Genomic DNA, 20,828 nt, shown 5'->3' with positions numbered 1-20,828 from the left:
AGGCTTTTGTCTTAGCGTGTGAAGTGCGGCGAACCATCGTTACCGGCGCGGTCGTAACGGACCTGGTCGTTGGCGACATCACCAATTGAGGCGGTGGTGGTGTAATCGACGCCAGCGTCAGCAGCCTGGAAGCTCGGCGAGCCGTCCTGATCGGCGCGGTCATAGCTGACCAGATCGTTTGAGGTGCCAACAGCGTAATTGACCTGGTCCTGAACCGACGGGACGTCATAGGCGTCCATGGCGGTCGAAGCGGCGAAGGCGCCGGTGGAGGCAGCAAGTGTGAGGCCGAGAGCGATGATGAGCTTGTTCATGATGAAATTCCTTCAGATTGATTGGCGCATCCCTCAGGGACGCAAGCCGTGTGGTTTGGAGGCCGGCAGGAAATGCCCCTGCCGCTCAATGGTTCCGTTGTGGTTGGCGTCAGGCCTTAACGGGCGAAATGCGGCGAACCGTCATTGCCGGCGCGGTCATAGATGACTTGGTCATTGGAGACGCCGCCAATCGAAGCGGTTGCGGTGTAGTCGACGCCGGTAGCGGCCTGAGCCTTGAAGCTCGGCGAGCCGTCGTTGCCGGCCCGGTGGTAGACCACCTGATCGTTGGAGCCGGCGCCGGTCGAAGCGGTGGCCGTGTAGTCAATGCCGGTCGTCTGGGCTTCGGGGAAGTGATAGGCGTCGAGAGCGGAGGACTGGGCAAAGGCGCCGGTGGAAGCAGCAAGTGTGAGGCCGAGGGCGATGATGAGCTTGTTCATGGTCTTATTCCTTTGATTTTGAAACGCGTCCTGGGAGGACTGCGTAAAGATGGTGTCTGCGGGGGAAAGGATCAGCGGAGCCAATGTTCCGCCAATCCGGGTCTCAAGTGTTAGTTGGCAAAGCGCGGCGAACCGTCATTGCCGGCGCGGTCATAGGTGATCTGGTCGTTGGACACGCCGCCGATGGAAGCGGTGGCGGTGTAGTCGACGCCGCCCGAAACCGGAGCCGTGAAGCTCGGCGAGCCGTCATTGCCGGCACGGTCGTAGCTGACCAGGTTGTTGTTGGTGCCGACAGCGTAAGCGATGTCGCCCTGAGCGGCGGGGAAATCATAGGCGTCCAGGGCAGAGGAAGCGGCAAAGGCGCCAGTGGAAGCAGCAAGTGTAAGGCCGAGGGCGATGATGAGCTTGTTCATGGTCGTTATCCTTGTGAGGTGGAGAGCGGAAATCCGTATCCGTCTGTCCGGTTTTTGGGCGGCCCGTTGGGTAAGCCGTGTTGTTCGATGACCTGAAGATGAGGCTTGTGCTGATGACTTGCGAACCACATGGCCGTGACAACGGCGTGGGTCTGACGTGACTGGAAGGCTGGTTGGGCAGGGGCGGTCGAGAAAGAACCAAGCAGGATCAACAGGTTGCATGGCGTTTGCGGATGTGATCGGGGCTCTATTGTCAACCGCAGGAGACCCGGAGCGTTCACAATCGACGCGCCAAACAGCAGAAAAAGCCTCGAAATCGGGACTGAACGGTTCAAAAATAACTGTCGGTTTTTGGTGTCGACTGCCGAGGCGTAAGGCCGGCACCCCTCATTGTCACGGCCGATCACGCAGTGCGTGATTAGGGCATGGCTTTCGTGATCGATGTGAGCGTCTCAGCCACCGCCACTCAGATCACCACCCAGCAAAAAGCCCCGGCAAACAATGCTGCCGGGGCTCGGGATTCATCTGCGTATGGTGCTGGCGGGCTGTCCCCAGTAAAGAATGCCCGCGCTTTGTCGGCCCGGCGGGCATTGTCCGCCATCGGGGGGCACTTACCCCTCAGGCGTGTCAAGGGCCTCTGATGCCTCAGCTTCCTGTTTGGCTTTTTCGATAACGACCTTGCGAAGCGCGTCGGCCAGAGCCTCGGCCGGCTGGGCGCCGACAAGCGCGTATTTCATGTCGATGATAAAGCACGGAACACCGGTCACGCCCATCTGTCGGGCCTGATCGATCTCGGCGTTGACCGCATCGCGGTCGGCATCGCCTGACAAAAGCCGTTCGATGACGGCCGGTTCGAGCCCCACTTGTTGGGCAGCCTCCACCAGCACCGCGTCGTCGCCAATGTTCTTGCCCTCTTCGAAATAGGCCTTGAACAGGGTTTCGACCATCTTGTCCTGGGCGGCCAACCCCTCAGATCCGGCCCAACGGATCACCCGGTGGGCGTCAATCGTGTTGGCCGAAACCGGAATCTTGTCGAAGGCAAACGGAATCTGTTCGTCGACGCCAGCCGCGCGTATCGCTGCATAGGCCTGATCGGCGCCCTCGGGGCCGCCAAACTTTTCGTCGAGATATTGCTGCCGGTCCTTGCCTTCTTTCGGCAAGGTCGGATCAAGCTGATAGGGCCGCCAGCGGACTTCGACGTCCATTTCCTGGCTGACATCCAGCAAGGCGGCTTCGAGCCGGCGCTTGCCGATGTAGCACCATGGGCACATGACATCGGAAACGATGTCGATGGTCAACGAGGGGACGGTCATCAGGATACCTTTCTTGCCGGCTTTGTGCGGCATGAATTCTGGAAGCGGTGTTTATGGATTGGCGGTTCTATCCCACCATGCAGGCAGATAGTAGCCGTAAAGTGGTGGATCACCTTCCGGACCGACAATGCGGCTGCGGTGCGCCATCCAGGCCTTGCCCAGATGGAATGTCGGAATCACGTAATAACCCGACAGCAGCACACGGTCATAGGCGCGCACGGCGGACCGGAAATCCTCGGCGGTGCGGGCATTGAGCAGCGCATCAATGGCCGCGTCAACCGCCGGGCTGGCAACACCGGCGAAGTTGAACGAGCCTTCGTGGTCACGTGAAGCTGACCCCCAGCGACCGAGTTGCTCGGTGCCGGGCGACAGCGACGAGGTGAAGGCCTTCATGATCATGTCATAGTCGAAGGTTTGCGAGCGTTGCTGATACTGCGCGTCGTCGACGGTGCGGATTGCCATTTCGATGCCAAGCGCTGCCAGCGAACGCTGATAGGCGACAGCGAGCTTTTCCTGTCCTTCGTTCTGGGTCATCAGCGCAAAGCTGAACGGCTTGCCGGATGGGTCCACCAGCCGGCCACTGTCGATCCGGTAGCCGGCCTCCTGAAGCAATGTCAGCGCTGCGCGGCTGATCTTGCGGTCACGGCCGGATCCATCGGAGACCGGCAGCGTCCAGGTGCCATCCATGATGTCGGCGGAAACAGCGTCGGGGAAAGGGCTGAGGATTTCGCGCTCGCGCGCATCGGCAGGCTTGCCGTAGCTTGACAGCTCCGATCCGTCCCAGAACGAATGGGTGCGCTTGTAGGTATTGTCGTAGAGGCTGCGATTGGCCCATTCGAAATCGAACATCATGGTCAGCGCGCGCCGTACCCGTACATCCGCAAAAATCGGGCGGCGGGTGTTGAAGACGAAGCCATACATGCCCGAGGGTGTGCGGCGGTCATATTCCTCGCGAATGATGTCACCGTTTTCAACCGCCGGAAAATCATAGCCGCGGCTCCAGTTGGTGGCGCTGCCATCGGGGTAGACATCGAACACACCCTTCTTGAAGGCTTCGAACTGGGAAGTCTCTGAGAGAAAATATTCGACCACGATCTCATCGTAATTGTCGAGCCCGCGCTTGATCGGAAGGTCTTTGGCCCAGTAATCCGGCCGGCGGCTAAAGGTGATGCGCTCGCCGGGCTTGATCTCGCTGATCAGATACGGGCCTGAGCCGATCCCCGGCTCCAGTGTCGACTGGTCGAAGTTTTCGGCATCGGTGGCATGTTTGGGAAGCACCGGCGAAAGCGACAGAATCAGCGGGAATTCCCGATTGGAGGATTCGTTGAAGGTGAAGCGCACCGACAGATCCGAGATCTTCTCCATCTTGGCAACCCGGTTGAGCCGGGTGCTGTAAGGCGGGCGACCCTTGTCGCGCAGCAATTCCATGGTGAAGATCACGTCGTCGGCGGTTACCGGCTTGCCGTCAGACCAGCGCGCGAGCGGATTGAGATTGTACTGGATGAAGCTGCGTTGATCGTCCCATTCCACCGATTCGGCGAGCAGGCCATAGAGCGTGAAGGGTTCGTCCTGCGAGCGCTGCATCAGCGTTTCATAAATCAGATTGCCGTATTCGGGATCGACCACGCCGCGGGCGCTGGTGCGCATGCTTCTGACGATGAAGGGACGGACGCTGTCGAAACTGCCGACGACACCATAGGCTATGCGTCCACCCTTGGGGGCGTCCGGATTGACATAGGGCAGGTGCGAAAAATCGGCCGGCAGGGCCGGCTCGCCATGCATGGCGATGGCATGCACCGGTTCGGCGCGCGCGTGCGTCACCAAACCGGACGCAGCAATGACGCTTGCGGCCAGTACACAAAAGGCTGCCAGCATTCGGTTCATCGTCTATCCTTCCAGGATTGAATCGGTGGGCTTTAGGGGTCGATTCCCGTTGCGAGACTATACGTCAGCCAGGAACCCGACCACCTTATGGGACCATTGCGGCGGTTTTTTTACCGTTCATCGGGCTCTCGGACTGGATATTGTGAGCATCCCGCGTTAACAGGAAGCCGAGAGAGCCTTGCTGTCGCCTCATTTTCAATCGAGAAGGCGCGACCAACGCACTAGGACGCGGGAAACCGCGCAAACCGATTGGCGCCCACCGGGCGTGTTTCAGGAGACTTGGATGTCAATGAACGCCACCACGAAGACCGTTTTTGCAGCCGTCATGTCAGTCGGCATCGCCGCCGCGTTCATGCCGGCCCCCGCATCGGCGCAGGGCGCGAACCAGGGTTGGTACAAGACCTGCACCAAGCAGGAAGACAATGATGTGTGCGTTGTGCAGAACATTGTCACAGCCCCCTCCGGCCAACTGCTTACCGCTATCGGCCTGATCAATGTGACAGGCAAGGTCAATCGCAAGATCCTTCAAATTACGGTTCCGACCGCACGCCTGATTCAACCGGGCGTCAATCTGCAGGTGGATGGCGGCCAGGCCCAGCGCGTCGAATACGCGATCTGCATGCCGGAAACCTGCGTTGCAGAAATCCTGCTGACCGACGCCATGGTTGCTTCCTACAAGAAGGGTGGCGAACTGGTTCTGACTTCGGTCAACTATCAGCGCACGCCGAACCCGCTGAAGATCTCTCTGGAAGGCTTTACCCAGGCCTGGGACGGCGATCCGATCGCCCAGTCGGAACTTCAGGAACGCCAGCGTCTGCTGCAGGAAGAAATGACCAAGAAGGCCGACGAGGCGCGCAAGAAGCTCGAAGAAGCTCAGGCTGCCGCCAAAAAGAACTGATTTCGGCAAGGTCCCGACGATCAAGCCCGGATGCGGTAGCGCCTCCGGGCTTTTTTCATGCCCACATTTTGAAATTAGCTGGCGTGGCCGGTCCGGTTGCGGTGCTACCTACGCAAGGGGCCAATCCGGCTCCCCTAAATCTTGCTCATGTTCGGATTGCTCATCAGATACCCATTCAACCGCGATGTTGCCTAGTGGCTGATGCGTTCCTTGGGCCGGTAAAGGCCATCGACCTGCGCGTCGAAAAAATCCGCCAAATGGGGATGGCGCAGCGGTTTGGTATTGTCATCGTCGAGCAGGTTTTGCTCCGATACATAGGCCACGTATTCGGTATCTTCGTTTTCGGCCAGCAGATGATAGAACGGTTGATCCTTGCGCGGCCGCACATTTTCGGGAATGGCATTCCACCATTCCTCGCTGTTGGCAAAGACAGGATCGACGTCGAAAATGACGCCGCGGAATGGGAAGATCCGGTGCTTGACGACCTGACCGATCTGGAATTTTGCAAGTTTAAACGACATGTCTTTTTTCCTTTGGCCTCTAAAGATGGGGTATTTGACGAAAAGATCAAGTTTCCGGCCTTGACGGGACCGGGCAGGGAACCTAGCCCGGGAGGCTGCCACTCCGACAAAACCCCGGCACCATTCAACCGGCGAACACGAGCGTAATTCATGGCGGAAATCACAGGTCTGGTGCTGCCCTTCTTCGGCTTGATCCTGCTCGGCTACATTACCGCGCGCATTACCAAACAGCCTGAAGCGGCGATGGGGTGGCTCAACACCTTCATCATTTACGTGTCGTTGCCGGCTCTGTTCTTCAAATTGCTGTCGCGCACCCCGATCGAACAGCTGGCCCGCTGGGACTATGTGCTGACCAGCATGGTGGCCACCTATACGATATTTGCGCTGGTCTTCGCCGCCAGCATCCTGATCCGGCGCGCGGCGATCGGCGAAGCGACCGTTCAGGGGCTGGCCGGAGCTTATGGCAATATCGGCTACATGGGACCCGGCATCGCCATTCTGGCCTTTGGCGAACAGGCCGCAGTGCCGGTGGCGCTGATCTTCTGTTTTGAAAACATCATGCATTTCACCATCGCGCCGATGATGATGGCGCTGGCTGGCGGCGACAAACGCGGCCCGGGAGCACTGGCGCTTGGGGTTGTGCACAAGATTGCCTTTCACCCCTTCATTCTTGCCACCGCGGTGGGGGTGGCTGCGGCCTGGCTGCAATTCACACCGCCTCTGCCAGTCGCCCGGCTGATCGACTACCTGGCCCAGGCCGCGGCCCCTTGCGCGCTGTTTGCCATGGGCGTGACGCTGGCGCTAAGGCCACTCAAGCGGGTTCCGGTGGAACTGGGTTTCATCGTACCGATGAAGCTGATCGTGCATCCGGTGCTGATGTATGTGGGCCTGAGCGCGGTCGGCAATTTCGAGCCGGTCTGGGTCTACACCGCAGTACTGCTCGCCTCGCTGCCAACCGCGACCAATGTGTTCGTGATCGCGCAGCAATATTCGACCTGGGTCGAACGCGCCTCGGCTACCGTTCTGGTCACCACCGTGGCAAGTGTCGCCACCGTCTCGACGCTGTTATGGTTGATCACCAGCGGAACGCTACCGCCCGACCTGTTCCCCGGATGACGCCGAGTCCGGCGTGCGGGCGTTCTTGCGCCATCCCGGGGTCATGCCCTGGCGCATTGCCAGAAGTCTCAGCGGCCCAATTGCCGAAAGTGCGGCCAGACCGCCGGCGCGCAGCACCTGCATTGGCAGGAACGAACTCAGCAACGCCCGGTTCAGGAGATCGACACCGGCCGTGCGACTGGTGACATCAAGCCTGCGCTGACGGTTAAAGGCTGTTACCGCCTTTGCTGCATGTTCGGGACCGCCGGCCTCCGCGAGTGCTGCAATCGCCTGCATGATATCGCGCAGTCCAAGATTGAGACCTTGCGCGCCGATTGGCGGAAAGGCGTGGCCCGTCTCTCCGACCAGCATGGTTCTGCCGGTGCCGAATTTCTCGGCGATCAGGCTCGACAACGGCCAGGCCTGAATGCTGTCCTCAACCTCGACCTTCCCGAGAATGGAGAACATCCGCGCCTCGACCTCGGTATTGAGGCGCTCGCGCGGCCAGGACAGAATCTCGTCGACCTGTTCGGGCTTGACCGCCCAGACCAGACTGGAGCGCCGGCCGGGTAGGGGAACCTGAGTAAAAGGGCCCCGTTCGGTGTGAAATTCGGTTGAGGTGTCGGCATGGTCGAGGCGATGGGTAAAGTTCATCACCAGCGCTGATTGCGGATAGGACCAGGACTTGACCCTGATGCCGACTGCCTCGCGCAGGGTCGAATTGCGGCCATCGGCGGCAAGTGCCGCACACGCCTCGATCCGGGTGCCGTCGGCAAGCGTGAGCGTGATTTCGGCATCGGATTGGCTGGCCCCCACAAGTGGACTTTCAAACCGCGAGATGAGTGGTGATTCCCCGATCGCAACCTGCAGCGTTTCGAATAATGGTTTGTTGGGGATGTTGTAGCCAAAGGCGTCGAGATCGATCTCGGAAGCCTGAAACGACACCGGCGGTGCGCGCAACAACCTGGTGGTGCCATCAAGAATGCGCATCGTGCGCAGCGGCGCAGAGACCGGCTGGACACTTTCCCAGATACCCAGGTCCGACAGCAGGTCGATCGATTCCGACAGCAAGGCGGTCGTGCGCTGATCCTGCAGAGCCGGCGGCGGCGCAATGAAAGCCACCTGCCATCCCTTGGCGGCTGCAGCCAATGCTGCGACTGATCCGGCCAGGCCGCCGCCAACGACGGCGATATCATGCTGTAGCTGCATATGTTTTACCCTTCGGACCATTATTGCCGATTGCGCTTGCGGTGCATGTTCCCTTACATCTCCTGGCAATCGAACTCCATGGGATCATTTGGCGCATGTTCACGCCGTCCAGCAACCGCGACCCGCTCGAAGGCCGGTTCGACCATCTCGACCGGTCCGGCCAGACCATCGCTACGCTGAGCAGAAAGCCTGTGTGGCTGGTATTTGCCATGGTGCTTGTTACCGCGGCGATTGCCTGGTGGCTATTGCTGTCGATGGCTGGCGCCGTCGCCGGGTTCGAAGGCTCTGCGCGCCCGCTCGGGCCAGGAATGGCGTTGATTGCCCGGTTTCTTCCAATTGATTCGAGCTCGTTTGCGGCCAGAATCGCTGATCTGTGTCTGTCAGCCGATTCCGGTGCGCTGCTTTCCGGTGGCGGGGAGATTGGGGTCTATCTGGCGCTTGTTGTAATGTGGACCGCGATGGCGGCGGCGATGATGCTGCCGACTGCGGCACCGATGATTCGCACCTATGCCGAAATCGCTGACACCGCCGCCGCGCGCGGCGATGCTGTCGTTCATCCGCTGGTTCTGGCCGCGGGCTACCTTTTTGTCTGGAGCCTTGCAGCAATCGTGTTCGCCTTCGTCCAGATGCTGGTTGCGTCGTTTGCCGGCACCGGCACGACCAGGCCGGTCGAGGGCGTCGTGGCGGGAGTAATCCTGCTTGGCGCCGGCGTCTACCAGTTCACACCGCTCAAGCAAGCCTGCCTGAGCAAATGCCGCAATCCGTTCACCACGCTGTTTGCGCGCTGGCAGTCGAGCACCACCGGCGTCTTCCGGCTGGGCATGGAGCAGGGCCTCTGGTGCCTCGGCTGCTGCTGGGCCATGATGCTGATCATGCTTGCTGTGGGCAGCATGAACGTGGTCTGGATGGCGGCACTGACACTGTTTACATTCGTCGAAAAAACCGGAACGGGTCGGGTGACAAGTCGACTTGGTGGCGCGATAGTGGGGCTTTGGGGCGTGGCGCTGATTTGGAGCGCGGTGAACTGATGCGGGGAACTATGAATGGCTGATGTGGAATGGGCCCTGAAGGGAGAACTGGTGCTGTCATGCAATTGCACCGTTTTTTGTCCCTGCGTGATATCGCTGGGGCAACATCCCCCGACCGAAGGCTATTGCCAGACCTGGGCCGGCTTCCGCGTCGATAACGGCTATTATGGCGACACCGATCTTTCCGGGCTCAATCTCGGCCTGATCATGGAGATTCCGGGTTACATGAGTAGAGGCAACTGGACCGCAGGCCTGTTTGTCGACAAGCGCGCGTCGATTTATGCAACCAAGGCGCTGACGAAGATTTTCACCGGCAAGGCTGGCGGCACGACCGGGCTGCTGTCGATCCTTGTCAGCAATTTCCTGGGTGTTCAGCAGGCTCCGATCAGCTACGAGGTCGAGGACAAGAAGCGAATCTTCAAGATTCCGAAGATCATCGATGGCGTGGTCTCACCGATTCCCGGTAAAAAGCACGGCGAAGATACGGTGATCTCCAATTCCGAATACTGGATTGCGCCGGAAATCACCGTTGCCAAGTCGGAGCGCTCGAAGATGCGCGCCTTTGGCCGTAACTGGAATTTTGCCGGGCGTTCGGCAGAAATCTGCGCACTCAACTGGAGTGGCCCCAATTAGGGCTTCCGGTCGCTGGTCGAGGGGGGCGTAGGCGGCATGAAACTTCCATTCAAATACCGCCGTGTGCCTTATGCGGAGATTCGCGCATTCTCGGTTCACATCCTGACCGCCAGCGGTTCGTTCATGGCGTTTCTGGCGCTGGTGGCGGCTGCAGAGGGGCGATTCATCGATCTGTGGTGGTGGCTGGGCGTTGCGCTGCTGATTGACGGCATCGACGGGCCGATCGCCCGCAAGCTCAAGGTCAAGGAAGTGCTGCCGAACTGGTCAGGCGTCATGCTCGACAACGTCATCGACTATGTCACCTATGTGCTGATTCCAGCGTTCGCGCTGTATCAAAGCGGCATGATCGGCGAACCGCTCTCGTTTGTCGCTGCCGGGCTGATCGTCATGTCGAGCGCGATCTACTACGCCGATATGGGCATGAAAACCGACGAGAATTTCTTCTCCGGATTTCCGGTGGTCTGGAACATGCTGGTGTTCACGCTGTTTGTCATCAATGCCTCCGAAACAGTGGCGTTCCTGATCGTTCTGGTGGCGGTGATCATGACATTTTTGCCGATCAACTTTCTGCATCCGGTCAGGGTGGCGCGGTTGAGACCCGTCAACCTGACCATTTTTGCCGTCTGGTCGGTGTTCTCGGGTTATGCATTGCTGCTGCACTTCGAAAGCCCGGACTGGCTGATGTGGTCGGTCATGCTGATGAGCGCCTATTTGTTTGTAATCGGCGGGATCATGCAGTTGTTTCCCGCACTTGGCGGACGTCCACCAGCCTGAGCATGTCCGGCGCCGGTGAGTACTGAGGAGAATGGTGCAATGAAGGCAATCGTGGTGTCCAGTGTTGGCGGTCCCGAGGTTCTCGAATGGCGCGACCATCCGGTCGGCGACCCCGGTCCGGGCGAGGTCCGGATCACGCATGAGGCGGTAGGGCTCAATTTCATCGATGTCTATTTTCGCACCGGGCTCTATCCCGCGCCCAACGGCCTGCCGCTGGTGCCGGGCAATGAAGCGGCCGGCGTCATCACCGCCGTGGGCGAGGGTATTTCGACATTGCAGCAAGGCGACCGGGTCGCCTATGTCGGGCCGCTCGGCGCCTATGCCGAAGAACGGGTGATCGTTGCCGATCGTCTGGTCAAAATTCCCGACAGCATCGCGTTTGATGTCGCAGCCGGCATGATGCTCAAGGGCATGACGGCGGAATATTTGCTTCGGCGCACCTTCGAGGTCAAAGCTGGCGGCACGATCCTGTTTCACGCCGCCGCCGGCGGTGTCGGCCTGATTGCCGGTCAATGGGCCAAGGCGCTTGGCGCCACCGTGATCGGCACCGTCGGCTCGTCGGAGAAGGCGGCGCTGGCTTCGGCCAACGGCTATGATCATGTAATCAACTACCGCACAGAGGATTTTGTTGGCCGGGTCAAGGAGATCACCGGCGGCAAGGGCGCCGATGTGGTTTAAGATTCGGTGGGCAAGGATACCTTTCCCGGTTCGCTCGATTGCCTGCGGCCACGCGGCTTGTGGGTGAGCTTCGGGCAATCGTCAGGTCCGATCGGTCCTATCGATTTAGGTATCCTGGCAAAGAAGGGTTCGCTGTTTGCCACCCGCCCGTCGGTGTTTACCTACACCGCCAGCCGCGCAGATCTGGAAACGTCGGCACAGTCTTTGTTTGACGTTGTCTCGCGCGGTGTCGTCAAGATAGGCATCAATCAGCGCTATCCGCTTGCCGAGGCAGCCCGCGCCCATGCCGATCTCGAAGCCCGCAAGACCACCGGCACCACTGTTCTGACACTCTGAATCGCACGGAATTCATCGGCTCCTGGTTTGAAACACTCGTAGGGGAAAGTTGAAAAGCAACAGCGGCCATTACCTTTTTCGGAAGATCGGAAATTCCCGCACATTGAAAATATTCAGTATTTTAGATCGTGCTGCTCTTGTGCGGCGCACAAATATTTCGTTTGATAGCGGTTCGCGTCGCCCGTCGGATGCCCACCGATCCCTTGAATTTGCGGATCATATGGTGGAGCGTGTTTTCGCACTTACGGGAGGAGCGCCGCATACGGCGAAACTGGCAAGTGCAGATTTCAGGGGGTGACGTGCAAAATCAAACGAGCAATACGCCGCTGTTGGAAACCAGGGGGCTGACCAAGATTTTCGGAAGCCTGAGGGCTTGCGACAGCATCGATCTCAAGATCGCACCGGGAGAGGTGCATGCGCTGCTGGGAGAAAACGGCGCGGGCAAATCGACTCTCGTGAAAATGCTGTTCGGGGTGCTCGACCCCAGCGGCGGAGAGATCTTGTGGAAAGGCAAGCCGGTGCGGATCGGCAGCCCGGGTGAAGCGCGCGCCACAGGTGTGGGCATGGTGTTTCAGCATTTTTCGTTGTTTGAGGCGCTGACTGTGGCGGAGAACATCGCGCTGGCGCTAGATGGCAATGTGCCGATCGACAAGATTTCCGAGGAAGCGCGGCGGTTGTCGGTCGAATACGGCTTGCCGCTCGATCCTTCAGCCCACGTCGCCGACCTTTCGGTTGGTGAACGCCAGCGGATCGAAATCGTGCGCTCGCTGCTGCAGAACCCCGAACTGATCATCCTTGACGAACCGACTTCGGTGCTGACCCCGCAGGAAGCGGACAAGTTGTTCGAAACACTCGCCAAGTTTAAAGCCGAGGGCCGCTCGGTGCTTTATATCAGTCACCGGCTCGAGGAAGTGCAACGCATCTGCGATCGGGCCACGGTATTGCGTCACGGCAAGGTGACGGGCGCCTGCGACCCGCGCCAGGAGACCCCATCCTCGCTGGCGCGGATGATGGTGGGTGGCGAAGTTGCCGCCATATCCGGCGCCGGTCTCGGCGAACCCGGCGATGTGCTGGTGGAGGTTGAAAAACTTTCAGCTCCTGCACTGACACCGTTCTCGGTGGCGTTGCGTGATGTTGATCTTACCGTCCGGGCTGGCGAAGTGGTTGCAATTGCCGGTGTCGCCGGCAACGGACAGAGCGAACTGTTCGATGTGCTTTCGGGCGAGGTAACTGTTTCGGATGCGAATTCGATCCGCATTGCGGGCAAGGCCGCGGGCCATATGGGCATTACCGCGCGCCGGCTCATGGGCTGCGGGTTTGTACCCGAAGAACGCCATGGTCACGCCGCGGTGCCAGACATGAATCTGAGTGGAAACCTGGTACTGTCGCGCTATGCCTCGGACCGCCAGACGTTTCTCAGCGGTGGTTGGCTGGGGCTGATCAACAACGGTCCGGTGGCAACCGCCACCAAGCGGATCTCCGCCGCCATGGATGTGCGAAAATCGCTCGAGGATCCTCCGGCCGGATCGCTGTCGGGCGGCAATCTGCAGAAGTTCATTGTCGGTCGCGAACTTGACCGCCAGCCGGTGGTGTTAGTGGTCAATCAACCGACCTGGGGGGTGGACGCAGGTGCCGCCAGCCGCATTCGACAGGCGCTGGTGGATCTGGCCAAGAGCGGGTCGGCAGTCATCGTCATCAGCCAGGATCTCGACGAAGTATTCGAGATTGCCAGCAGCATCTCCGTGATCAATGAGGGACAGCTCTCAAAACCCGAGCCGGCCGCGAACATGACGCGGGAACGGATAGGATTGTTGATGGGGGGCTTTCACGACGGAACCGCCCGGACAGACAACGCGCCGGAGGCGAGCCATGCACATTGAATTGCAGAAACGGCCAGTGCCTTCACGGCTTTTCGCCGTGCTGTCACCCTTCATCGCTCTTGGCCTGACGCTGGTCGCCGGCGCCATCCTGTTCATGGCGCTGGGCAAGAACCCGTTTGACGCGCTCTATAGCTTTTTCATAGAGCCACTGACCGAGATCTGGTCACTGCACGAACTGACAATCAAGGCCGCACCGCTGATCTTGATCGCTGTCGGTCTGTCGGTCTGCTACCGCTCCAACAACTGGAATATCGGTGCCGAAGGGCAGTTCATCATGGGCGGCATTGCCGGCTCGCTGGTGCCGATCCTGATGCCCGGGTTCCAAACCTGGCTGACCTTGCCGCTGATGCTGTTGCTCGGCATGGCAGGCGGTGCTGCATGGGGTGCAATTCCGGCCTATCTGAAGACCCGCTTCAACACCAACGAGATCCTTACCAGCCTGATGCTGGTCTACACCGCACAGCTGTTTCTCGACTGGCTGGCGCGCGGCGTTCTGAGGGATCCCAACGGCAACAACTTCCCAGGCTCCGTCCGGTTTCCGGCGGCTGCGGAGTTGCCCGAGATCATGCCATCGGCAGGCGGCGCGCATTATGGCATCGTGCTTGCCATCATAGCAGCCTTCATCGCCTGGTTCATGCTGCGCTACACACTCAATGGCTTCGAGGTCCGGGTGCTTGGCGCCAATCCGAGGGCAGGGCGCTTTGCTGGATTTTCGCAGAAAAGGATGACCTTCTTCGCGTTCCTGCTCTCGGGCGGGCTGGCGGGGCTTGCCGGCATTGCCGAAGTTTCCGGCGCCATCGGCCAGTTGCGCGAGACGATCTCGCCCGGTTATGGCTTTACAGCAATCATCGTCGCCTTTCTTGGACGCCTCAATCCACTGGGGGCCATTGCAGCGGGCTTCATGCTGGCACTGACTTACCTTGGCGGTGAGGCGGCACAGATGACACTTGGCGTCTCCGACAAGGTCGGGCGCGTGTTCCAGGGGCTGCTGCTTTTCTTCGTGCTCGGTTGCGACACGCTCATTCATTACCAGGTGCGGCTGGTGTGGCGCAAAGCCACAGCGGCAGCCGGAGGCCAGGCCTGATGGACATTACTCAAAACATACTGTTGACGATCATGACGGCAGCCACGCCGTTGCTGATTGCCGCCATCGGTGAACTGGTGGTCGAGCGCTCCGGCGTGCTCAACCTGGGTGTTGAGGGCATGATGGTGATCGGCGCTGTCTGCGGCTTCGCTGCCACGGCGCTGAGTGGATCGCCTTGGATCGGCATGCTCGCAGCTGTTGCTGCCGGCGCGGTCTTTTCGTTGGCATTCGGCGTACTGACATTGTCGCTGGCCGCCAATCAGGTTGCCACCGGCTTGTCGCTGACGCTGCTCGGCCTCGGATTGTCAGGGATGATCGGCGAAAGTTTCGTCGGCTCGGCGGGCGTCAAGCTTGGCAGCCTTCACATCCCGGTTCTGACCGACATTCCCTTGATCGGACGGCTGGTCTTCGGGCAGGATCCGATCTTCTACATCTCGCTGATCCTGACCGGCGGCGTTGCCTGGTTCTTGTTCCGAACGCGGGCCGGGCTGACCTTGCGCGCCGTTGGCGACAATCATGCCTCGGCCCACGCGCTTGGCATCAATGTGCTCAAGATCCGTTATCTGGCGGTGATGTTTGGCGGCGCCTGCGCCGGCCTGGCAGGTGCGCATCTTTCACTGGTCTACACCCCGCAATGGGTGGAGAACATGACGGCGGGACGTGGCTGGATCGCGCTGGCGCTGGTGGTGTTTGCGTCCTGGCGGCCATGGCGGGTTCTGGGCGGCGCCTATCTGTTTGGTGCCGTATCGATCGGTCAATTGCATGCCCAGGCGCTCGGCTTCGGTATTCCGTCGCAATTCCTGTCGGCCTTGCCTTATGTCGCGACCATCGTCGTGCTGGTGATCATTTCACGCGACCGGCGCTTGACACTGATGAACACTCCGGCTTCGCTGGGCAGACCCTTTGTGCCGGACCGGTAGTCCTGATCGATTCGCGCACCAACCACAAAATTCAAATTCCATCCGGCCAAGCCGGAGGAGCAACAGAGAGGTGGACTAAATGAAGAAAATCGTTTTTGCACTGGCTGCAACATTTGCAGCGACAGCCGCGACAAGCGCGCTGGCTGCCGACCCCTACAAGGCCTGCTTCATCTATGTCGGTTCAAAGACCGATGGTGGATGGACCCAGGCACATGAAATCGGCCGCCAATACGCCCAGGAAAAGCTTGGCGACAAGGTCGAAATGGTGGCGCTGGAAAATGTTCCGGAAGGTCCGGATGCCGAGCGCGCCATCGAACGCTTCGCCCGTTCCGGCTGCGGCATCATCTTCACCACATCCTTTGGCTTCATGGACCAGACCCTGGCAATTGCCGCCAAGTTCCCGGACGTGAAATTCGAACACGCCACTGGCTACAAGACCGCACCGAACGTGACCACCTACAATGCGCGCTTCTATGAAGGCCGCTACATCATCGGCCAGATTGCCGGCAAGATGTCGAAGACCGGCGTTGCCGGCTACATCGCTTCGTTCCCGATCCCGGAAGTGGTCATGGGCATCAACGGGTTCCTCACCGGCGCCCGTTCGGTCAATCCCGATTTCAAGCTCAAGGTTGTGTGGGTCAACAGCTGGTTTGACGCCGGCAAGGAAGCCGATGCTGCCAAGGCACTGATCGACCAGGGCGTCGACATCATCACCCAGCACACCGACTCGACCGGCCCGATGCAGGTTGCCGAAGAACGCGGCATCAAGGCGTTCGGTCAGGCCTTCGACCAGATCAAGGCCGGTCCGACCGCGCAGTTGACTGCCATCGAAGATACCTGGGGTCCCTACTACGAAAAGCAGATCGCTGCGGCGATGGACGGCACCTGGAAGGGTGGCGAATCTTCCTGGGACGGCCTCAAGGACGGCATTCTCACGATGGCGGAATACACCAACATGCCTGACGATGTGAAGGCGATGGCGGAAGCCACCGAAGCCGGCATCAAGGATGGCTCCATCCATCCGTTCACCGGCCCGATCAACAAGCAGGACGGAACCGTCTGGCTCAAGGATGGCGAAGTCTCTGACGATGGCACGCTGCTTGGCATGAACTTCTACGTCGAAGGCGTTGACGACAAGCTGCCGCAATAAGCAACCTCTCAAAGCCACAAACAAAAATCAGGGGCGGCCGCAAGGGCCGCCCCTTCTCGTTCCGGGGTAATTTATGATTTTATTATTCCGCCGGAACTGAAACGCACGCCGTGGTTCTTGGCAGATATCGTGCGGCTGGTGTGAACAGGGCGCGGATGATGCTGCGGCCGCCTGGCTCGATGCAGGCATAGATCCACCAGCTCACCGCCAATGACAGCCCGATTGCCAGCGTCAGCGCCGCCCATTTGCCAAGGCCGGGAGCAGTCAGGTTTATCAGGATGTAGCCGGCGTTCTGATGGATCAGGTAGAGCGGGTAGCTGATGCCGCCCAGAGCGAGCATCCAGGGACCTGCCTTGAAGCGCCCGCCGAGAATCGCAGCCAGCAGAAACAGGGCGATAATGCCGAGATTTGCCGAGGCTGTGGCGGTAGCTGAACTGGCTTCATCCAGCCGCAGGATGACATCGTACCGCTGCACTTCCGCCGTATGAAGCGTCATCACCAACGCCAAGCCGGCAAGGAACAGCCGAAAAGTGCTCGGGCCGTGTGACGTCATCCGCCAGACCAGCGCGCCAAAGGCGAAATAGGCACCATATTCGGTGAGGAACAGCAATTCGAACGGGCGAGAGCCGATAAACAGGTTGTTGGCGACAACCAGGCTCAACCAGACCGCCAGCGCCAGATCGGTATGGCGTGGCAATACCCCGGTAAACAGACCGATCATCACCCAGGCGTAAAACAGCAATTCGATGACAATCGACCAGTAAGCCCCATCCATGAAGTTCTGGCCGAACAACGGCGCCAGCATGGTCAGGTTTGCCAGCCATTGCGCAAAACTGGTGGTCAGCGGCGGCGTCGCCCACATCGCCATCGTGATGGCGGTAATCGTCATGGCAACCAGATGCGCGGGATAGAGCCGGGCCAGCCGGCTGAGCGAAAATCCGTACCAATCGCGGCCGGATGCCGACCAGATGATGACGTAGCCCGAGATCATGAAAAACAGATTGACGCCGAGATAGCCCAGCGAAATGGCGTCGCCCGCCGCGCCATAGGACTGCTCGAGATACCCCCCATCAATCGCGCCGCGATAGAGAAAATGATAGAGCACCACCATGAGGGCGGCAGCAAAGCGCAACAGGTCAAGTAGCCCGTTTCTACGGCCTTGTGCATTCGTCTGGTCGACGGATGGTGGGAATTTACGCACCCCGATCTCCTCCAAAGGATCGGCAAATCATAGCGCAAATGGAAACGCCGGATCTGATAACCCGGCGTTAAGCTTAAGCGTAAAGGTTAAACGGTGCCCGGGTCAGATGATCCCCTTGGCGGAAATCGAGGCCGCCGCATCATCGAGCGATTTGCTGGCGCGGGCGATGAATTCATCGGTTTCTTCCTCGCTGATCGTCAGCGGCGGCGAGATGATCAGGCTGTCGCGCACCGCGCGCATCACCAGGCCGTTGTCAAAGGAATGGTCGCGGGCAATCGTGCCAGCAGCGCCAACATTGCCAAAACGCTTGCTCAGATCGTTCTTGTCGGGGATCAGCTCGAGCGCGCCGACCAGGCCTTTCATCCGTGCTTCGCCAACCAGTGGGTGGTCGGCAAGCGCTAGCCAGCGCTCCTGGAAATAGGGGCCGATCTGGTCACGGACGCGATCGACCAGCTTCTCGCGTTTCATGATGGTCAGATTGGCTATCGCTGCTGCGCAAGCCGCCGGGTGACCGGAATAGGTGTAGCCGTGATAGAACTCGCCACCCTTTTCGTGCAGCACTTCGGCCACCCGGTCGGAGACGATGACGCCGCCCATCGGCAGATAGCCCGAGGTCATTCCCTTGGCGATGGCCATCATGTCGGGCTTGGTGTCGTAAGTATCGGCGCCAAACCATTCACCGGTCCGGCCAAATCCGCAAATCACCTCGTCGGAAATGAACAAGATGTCGCGCTCGCTCAGAATCCGGTTGACTTCGGGCCAGTAGGTGGCCGGCGGTATGATGACGCCGCCGGCGCCCTGGATTGGCTCGGCGATAAATGCACCGATATTGTCTTCACCGATTTCGTCGATGGCGCGTTCGAGTTCGCGTGCGGCCCAGATGCCGAATTCATCCTCGCTCATGCTGGTCTGCATGCCTTCGCCAAACCAGTAGGGCTGGGCAATGTGATGGATGCCCGGAATCGGCAAGTCACCCTGACCGTGCATGCCGCCCATGCCGCCGAGCGAGGCGCCGGCGACGGTGGAACCGTGATAGGCATTGTGACGGGAGATGATGGTTTTCTTGGATGGCTTGCCCATCAAATCCCAGTAAACCCGGACGAGCCGGAAAATGGTGTCATTGGCATCGGAACCGCCGCTGCCGTAAAACACCATGTTCATGTGCTCGGGCGCCAGTTCCGCCAGCATCCGCGACAGTTCGATAACGGGCGGATGTGTGGTCTTGAAAAAGGTGTTGTAATAGGAAAGCTCGCTCATCTGCGCGCGAACCGCTTCGACGATCTCCTGTCGGCCATGGCCGACATTGACGCACCACAGCCCGGCCATGCCGTCGAGCATGCGGTTGCCGTCCGTGTCCCAGATCCAGACGCCGTCGGCGCGGGTGATCACCCGGCGCTCGTCTATGCCCAGCGCGCCATGATCGGTAAAGGGGTGGAGATGATGCTTGTGGTCCAGAACCTTGAGATCATGAGATGAGACATTAGCGCGCATTATTTTGTTCCTGATTGGTTTGTGCGAGGCTCGATCGCAATTTGGTTTGACCTTTGACAAGAGTGTGTGCACAAATTTTTGACGCGGACAAGCGCTGCAACAACCGCCATGCGTGGCATTGAGAATCGTGAAAGTTCCATGAGCGACATCATGCGCGAAAGCGCCACAAATGCGGTTCGGCACGCCGACCTCCCGACAAATGACGAGGCCGAGGCTTTTTTGGCCAAATATCCACTGATCGAATCGGTCGATTTCCTGATCCCCGATATCAATGGCGTGATGCGCGGCAAATGGGGACCAGCGGAAGCACTGGGCAAGGTTGGTCATCCCGGCATCAACATGCCGTTGTCGATCTTCGGGCTCGACGTCTGGGGCAGGGAAGTCGAATCCACCGGCATTCATATCGAGACCGGCGACATTGACGGTTATTGCCGCGCCATTCCGGGCCGGATCAATCTGGCGCCGTGGTCGCCGCGACCGTCCGCACAGGTGCTGATGTCGATGTATACCGAAGCTGGCGAACCCTATGAGATTGATCCGCGCAATGCGCTGCAGCGGGTGGTCGACCGGTTTACCGCCAAGGGCTTGCGGCCGGTCACGGCGTTCGAACTTGAATTCTATCTGGTCGACCCGGCGGTATTCCAGAGTTCCGGCCGGATGGGCAAGGATGCAGGCCCCGGTCCCGACCAGCAGCACATGTATTCACTGTCGGAGCTGCGCGGCCAGAGTGAGCTGTTTGCCGAAATCCGCGCCGCTGCTCTCGCCCAGGGCCTGCCGATCGACACCATCATCAAGGAAGCGGCCCCCGGCCAGTTCGAGGTCAATCTCAAGCACCGCGACGATGCCATGGCTGCGGCAGATGACACCGTGTTACTGCGCCGGGTGATCACCGAATGCGCCCACAAATTCGGGCTTCGCGCCACCTTCATGGCCAAGCCGTTTCTGGAATGGTCGGGCAACGGCATGCATGTGCACGCCAGCATTCTCGATAAGGATGGCAATAACATCTTTGCCGGCGAGGGCGGAGATCAACGGCTTCAGCACGCAGCGGCAGGGTTGTTGTCGACGCTGAAGGATACGTTGCTGCTCTATATTCCGGGGTTCAACGGCTACCGGCGGCTGCAGCCGGGCTCCTACGCTCCGACCCGAATCGCCTGGGGCAGGAACAATCGTTCCGTCGTCGTCAGGGTTCCCGCGTCCGACGACAAGGCGCGGCGGCTTGAGCACCGCATGTCGGGCGCTGACGCAAATCCCTATTTCGTACTGGCCGGCGTGCTTGGCGGCATGCTGGAAGGTCTGGAAAGCGCCAAGGCGCCGCCGCCACCGGTGGAGGGCAATGCCTATAATGTGCCGTTGCCGCAATTGTCCGACGACATGGATGATGCAATCGAGGATTTTGAGCGCTCAGACTTCATACGGAGGCTGTTCGGGCCGGAATTGCGCCGTATCTTCGCCGAAATCAAGCGCGAGGAGCTCAAGGCTTTCGATAATGAAATCACGCCTCTGGAGCGCTCGACCTATCTGTAGGCGGCGTCTGCGCAGGCAATAATGGTCCCGAAACACAATCACCAA

General features: G+C 59.8%; 19 protein-coding genes and 1 pseudogene. 11 read left to right on the top strand and 9 right to left on the bottom strand.

From position 1 onward, the window contains the following. Positions 1 to 11: 11 nt before the first annotated feature. The 5 genes from ACK6D9_RS13560 to ACK6D9_RS13540 form a co-directional block, all read right to left on the bottom strand. Entirely contained in the window at positions 12 to 311 is a 300-nt protein-coding gene (locus ACK6D9_RS13560) for a hypothetical protein (protein WP_412048910.1), read from the bottom strand. A 116-nt stretch (positions 312 to 427) separates the two neighbouring features. Continuing rightward, positions 428 to 748, bottom strand: a complete 321-nt coding sequence (locus tag ACK6D9_RS13555; RefSeq protein ID WP_412048909.1) for a hypothetical protein — start codon at positions 746 to 748, stop codon at positions 428 to 430. A gap of 110 nt (positions 749 to 858) precedes the next feature. After that, entirely contained in the window at positions 859 to 1,161 is a 303-nt protein-coding gene (locus tag ACK6D9_RS13550; RefSeq protein ID WP_412048908.1) for a hypothetical protein, read from the bottom strand. Positions 1,162 to 1,772: 611 nt separating this feature from the next. Beyond that, positions 1,773 to 2,507, bottom strand: a complete 735-nt coding sequence (locus tag ACK6D9_RS13545) for a DsbA family oxidoreductase (RefSeq protein ID WP_322989754.1) — start codon at positions 2,505 to 2,507, stop codon at positions 1,773 to 1,775. A gap of 18 nt (positions 2,508 to 2,525) precedes the next feature. Continuing rightward, the gene (locus ACK6D9_RS13540) at positions 2,526 to 4,349 is read right to left on the bottom strand and encodes an extracellular solute-binding protein (protein WP_412051811.1); all 1,824 of its coding nucleotides are present in this window, start codon (positions 4,347 to 4,349) and stop codon (positions 2,526 to 2,528) included. A 298-nt stretch (positions 4,350 to 4,647) separates the two neighbouring features. On the opposite strand from ACK6D9_RS13540, the gene ACK6D9_RS13535 reads away from it, so the two are divergent. Further along, the gene (locus tag ACK6D9_RS13535) at positions 4,648 to 5,256 is read left to right on the top strand and encodes an invasion associated locus B family protein (RefSeq protein ID WP_412048907.1); all 609 of its coding nucleotides are present in this window, start codon (positions 4,648 to 4,650) and stop codon (positions 5,254 to 5,256) included. A gap of 191 nt (positions 5,257 to 5,447) precedes the next feature. On the opposite strand, the gene hspQ is transcribed toward ACK6D9_RS13535, so the two are convergent. Continuing rightward, entirely contained in the window at positions 5,448 to 5,777 is a 330-nt protein-coding gene (hspQ, locus tag ACK6D9_RS13530; RefSeq protein WP_412048906.1) for a heat shock protein HspQ, read from the bottom strand. A 150-nt stretch (positions 5,778 to 5,927) separates the two neighbouring features. Between hspQ and ACK6D9_RS13525 the strand changes: the two genes are divergently transcribed. Beyond that, entirely contained in the window at positions 5,928 to 6,893 is a 966-nt protein-coding gene (locus tag ACK6D9_RS13525) for an AEC family transporter (protein WP_322989758.1), read from the top strand. On the opposite strand, the gene ACK6D9_RS13520 is transcribed toward ACK6D9_RS13525, so the two are convergent. Further along, positions 6,867 to 8,081 (bottom strand): UbiH/UbiF family hydroxylase, encoded by a 1,215-nt coding sequence (locus ACK6D9_RS13520; RefSeq protein WP_412048905.1) that lies wholly within the window; start codon positions 8,079 to 8,081, stop codon positions 6,867 to 6,869. The two genes, ACK6D9_RS13525 and ACK6D9_RS13520, sit on opposite strands and share 27 nt — an antisense overlap. 95 nt (positions 8,082 to 8,176) lie before the next feature. Here ACK6D9_RS13520 and ACK6D9_RS13515 point away from each other — a divergent pair, with 95 nt between their 5' ends. The 8 genes and pseudogenes from ACK6D9_RS13515 (at position 8,177) to ACK6D9_RS13480 (ending at position 16,564) form a co-directional block, all read left to right on the top strand. After that, entirely contained in the window at positions 8,177 to 9,109 is a 933-nt protein-coding gene (locus ACK6D9_RS13515; protein ID WP_412048904.1) for a DUF2182 domain-containing protein, read from the top strand. 15 nt (positions 9,110 to 9,124) lie between these two features. Beyond that, positions 9,125 to 9,742, top strand: coding sequence for a DUF1326 domain-containing protein (locus tag ACK6D9_RS13510; protein ID WP_322989761.1), 618 nt, complete (start codon positions 9,125 to 9,127; stop codon positions 9,740 to 9,742). A 36-nt stretch (positions 9,743 to 9,778) separates the two neighbouring features. Then, on the top strand, positions 9,779 to 10,516 hold the full coding sequence (gene pcsA / locus ACK6D9_RS13505) for a phosphatidylcholine synthase (protein WP_322989762.1): 738 nt from the start codon (positions 9,779 to 9,781) through the stop codon (positions 10,514 to 10,516). 39 nt (positions 10,517 to 10,555) lie between these two features. Continuing rightward, a pseudogene (locus ACK6D9_RS13500) lies at positions 10,556 to 11,530 on the top strand (quinone oxidoreductase family protein). A gap of 188 nt (positions 11,531 to 11,718) precedes the next feature. Beyond that, entirely contained in the window at positions 11,719 to 13,410 is a 1,692-nt protein-coding gene (locus ACK6D9_RS13495; RefSeq protein ID WP_412048903.1) for an ABC transporter ATP-binding protein, read from the top strand. Then, entirely contained in the window at positions 13,400 to 14,494 is a 1,095-nt protein-coding gene (locus ACK6D9_RS13490; protein WP_322990641.1) for an ABC transporter permease, read from the top strand. Before ACK6D9_RS13495 ends, ACK6D9_RS13490 begins: the two co-directional genes overlap by 11 nt. Continuing rightward, positions 14,494 to 15,414, top strand: coding sequence for an ABC transporter permease (locus ACK6D9_RS13485; RefSeq protein WP_412048902.1), 921 nt, complete (start codon positions 14,494 to 14,496; stop codon positions 15,412 to 15,414). The genes ACK6D9_RS13490 and ACK6D9_RS13485 overlap by 1 nt, the downstream gene beginning before the upstream one ends. A gap of 79 nt (positions 15,415 to 15,493) precedes the next feature. Continuing rightward, the gene (locus tag ACK6D9_RS13480; protein WP_322990643.1) at positions 15,494 to 16,564 is read left to right on the top strand and encodes a BMP family ABC transporter substrate-binding protein; all 1,071 of its coding nucleotides are present in this window, start codon (positions 15,494 to 15,496) and stop codon (positions 16,562 to 16,564) included. A gap of 82 nt (positions 16,565 to 16,646) precedes the next feature. Here ACK6D9_RS13480 and ACK6D9_RS13475 read toward each other — a convergent pair whose 3' ends face one another. Together ACK6D9_RS13475 and ACK6D9_RS13470 are read right to left on the bottom strand one after the other, a co-directional pair. Then, positions 16,647 to 17,765, bottom strand: a complete 1,119-nt coding sequence (locus tag ACK6D9_RS13475) for an acyltransferase family protein (RefSeq protein WP_412048901.1) — start codon at positions 17,763 to 17,765, stop codon at positions 16,647 to 16,649. A 102-nt stretch (positions 17,766 to 17,867) separates the two neighbouring features. After that, positions 17,868 to 19,256 (bottom strand): aspartate aminotransferase family protein, encoded by a 1,389-nt coding sequence (locus tag ACK6D9_RS13470; RefSeq protein WP_412048900.1) that lies wholly within the window; start codon positions 19,254 to 19,256, stop codon positions 17,868 to 17,870. Between the two features lie 138 nt (positions 19,257 to 19,394). On the opposite strand from ACK6D9_RS13470, the gene ACK6D9_RS13465 reads away from it, so the two are divergent. Further along, entirely contained in the window at positions 19,395 to 20,783 is a 1,389-nt protein-coding gene (locus ACK6D9_RS13465) for a glutamine synthetase family protein (RefSeq protein ID WP_412048899.1), read from the top strand. The last annotated feature ends 45 nt before the right edge of the window (positions 20,784 to 20,828 follow it).

The organism is Hoeflea sp. Naph1, assembly GCF_046837775.1.
Lineage (GTDB): Bacteria > Pseudomonadota > Alphaproteobacteria > Rhizobiales > Rhizobiaceae > Hoeflea.
Note: the sequence above shows the minus strand (reverse complement) of the source record. Positions and strands in the feature narration are given on the sequence as shown.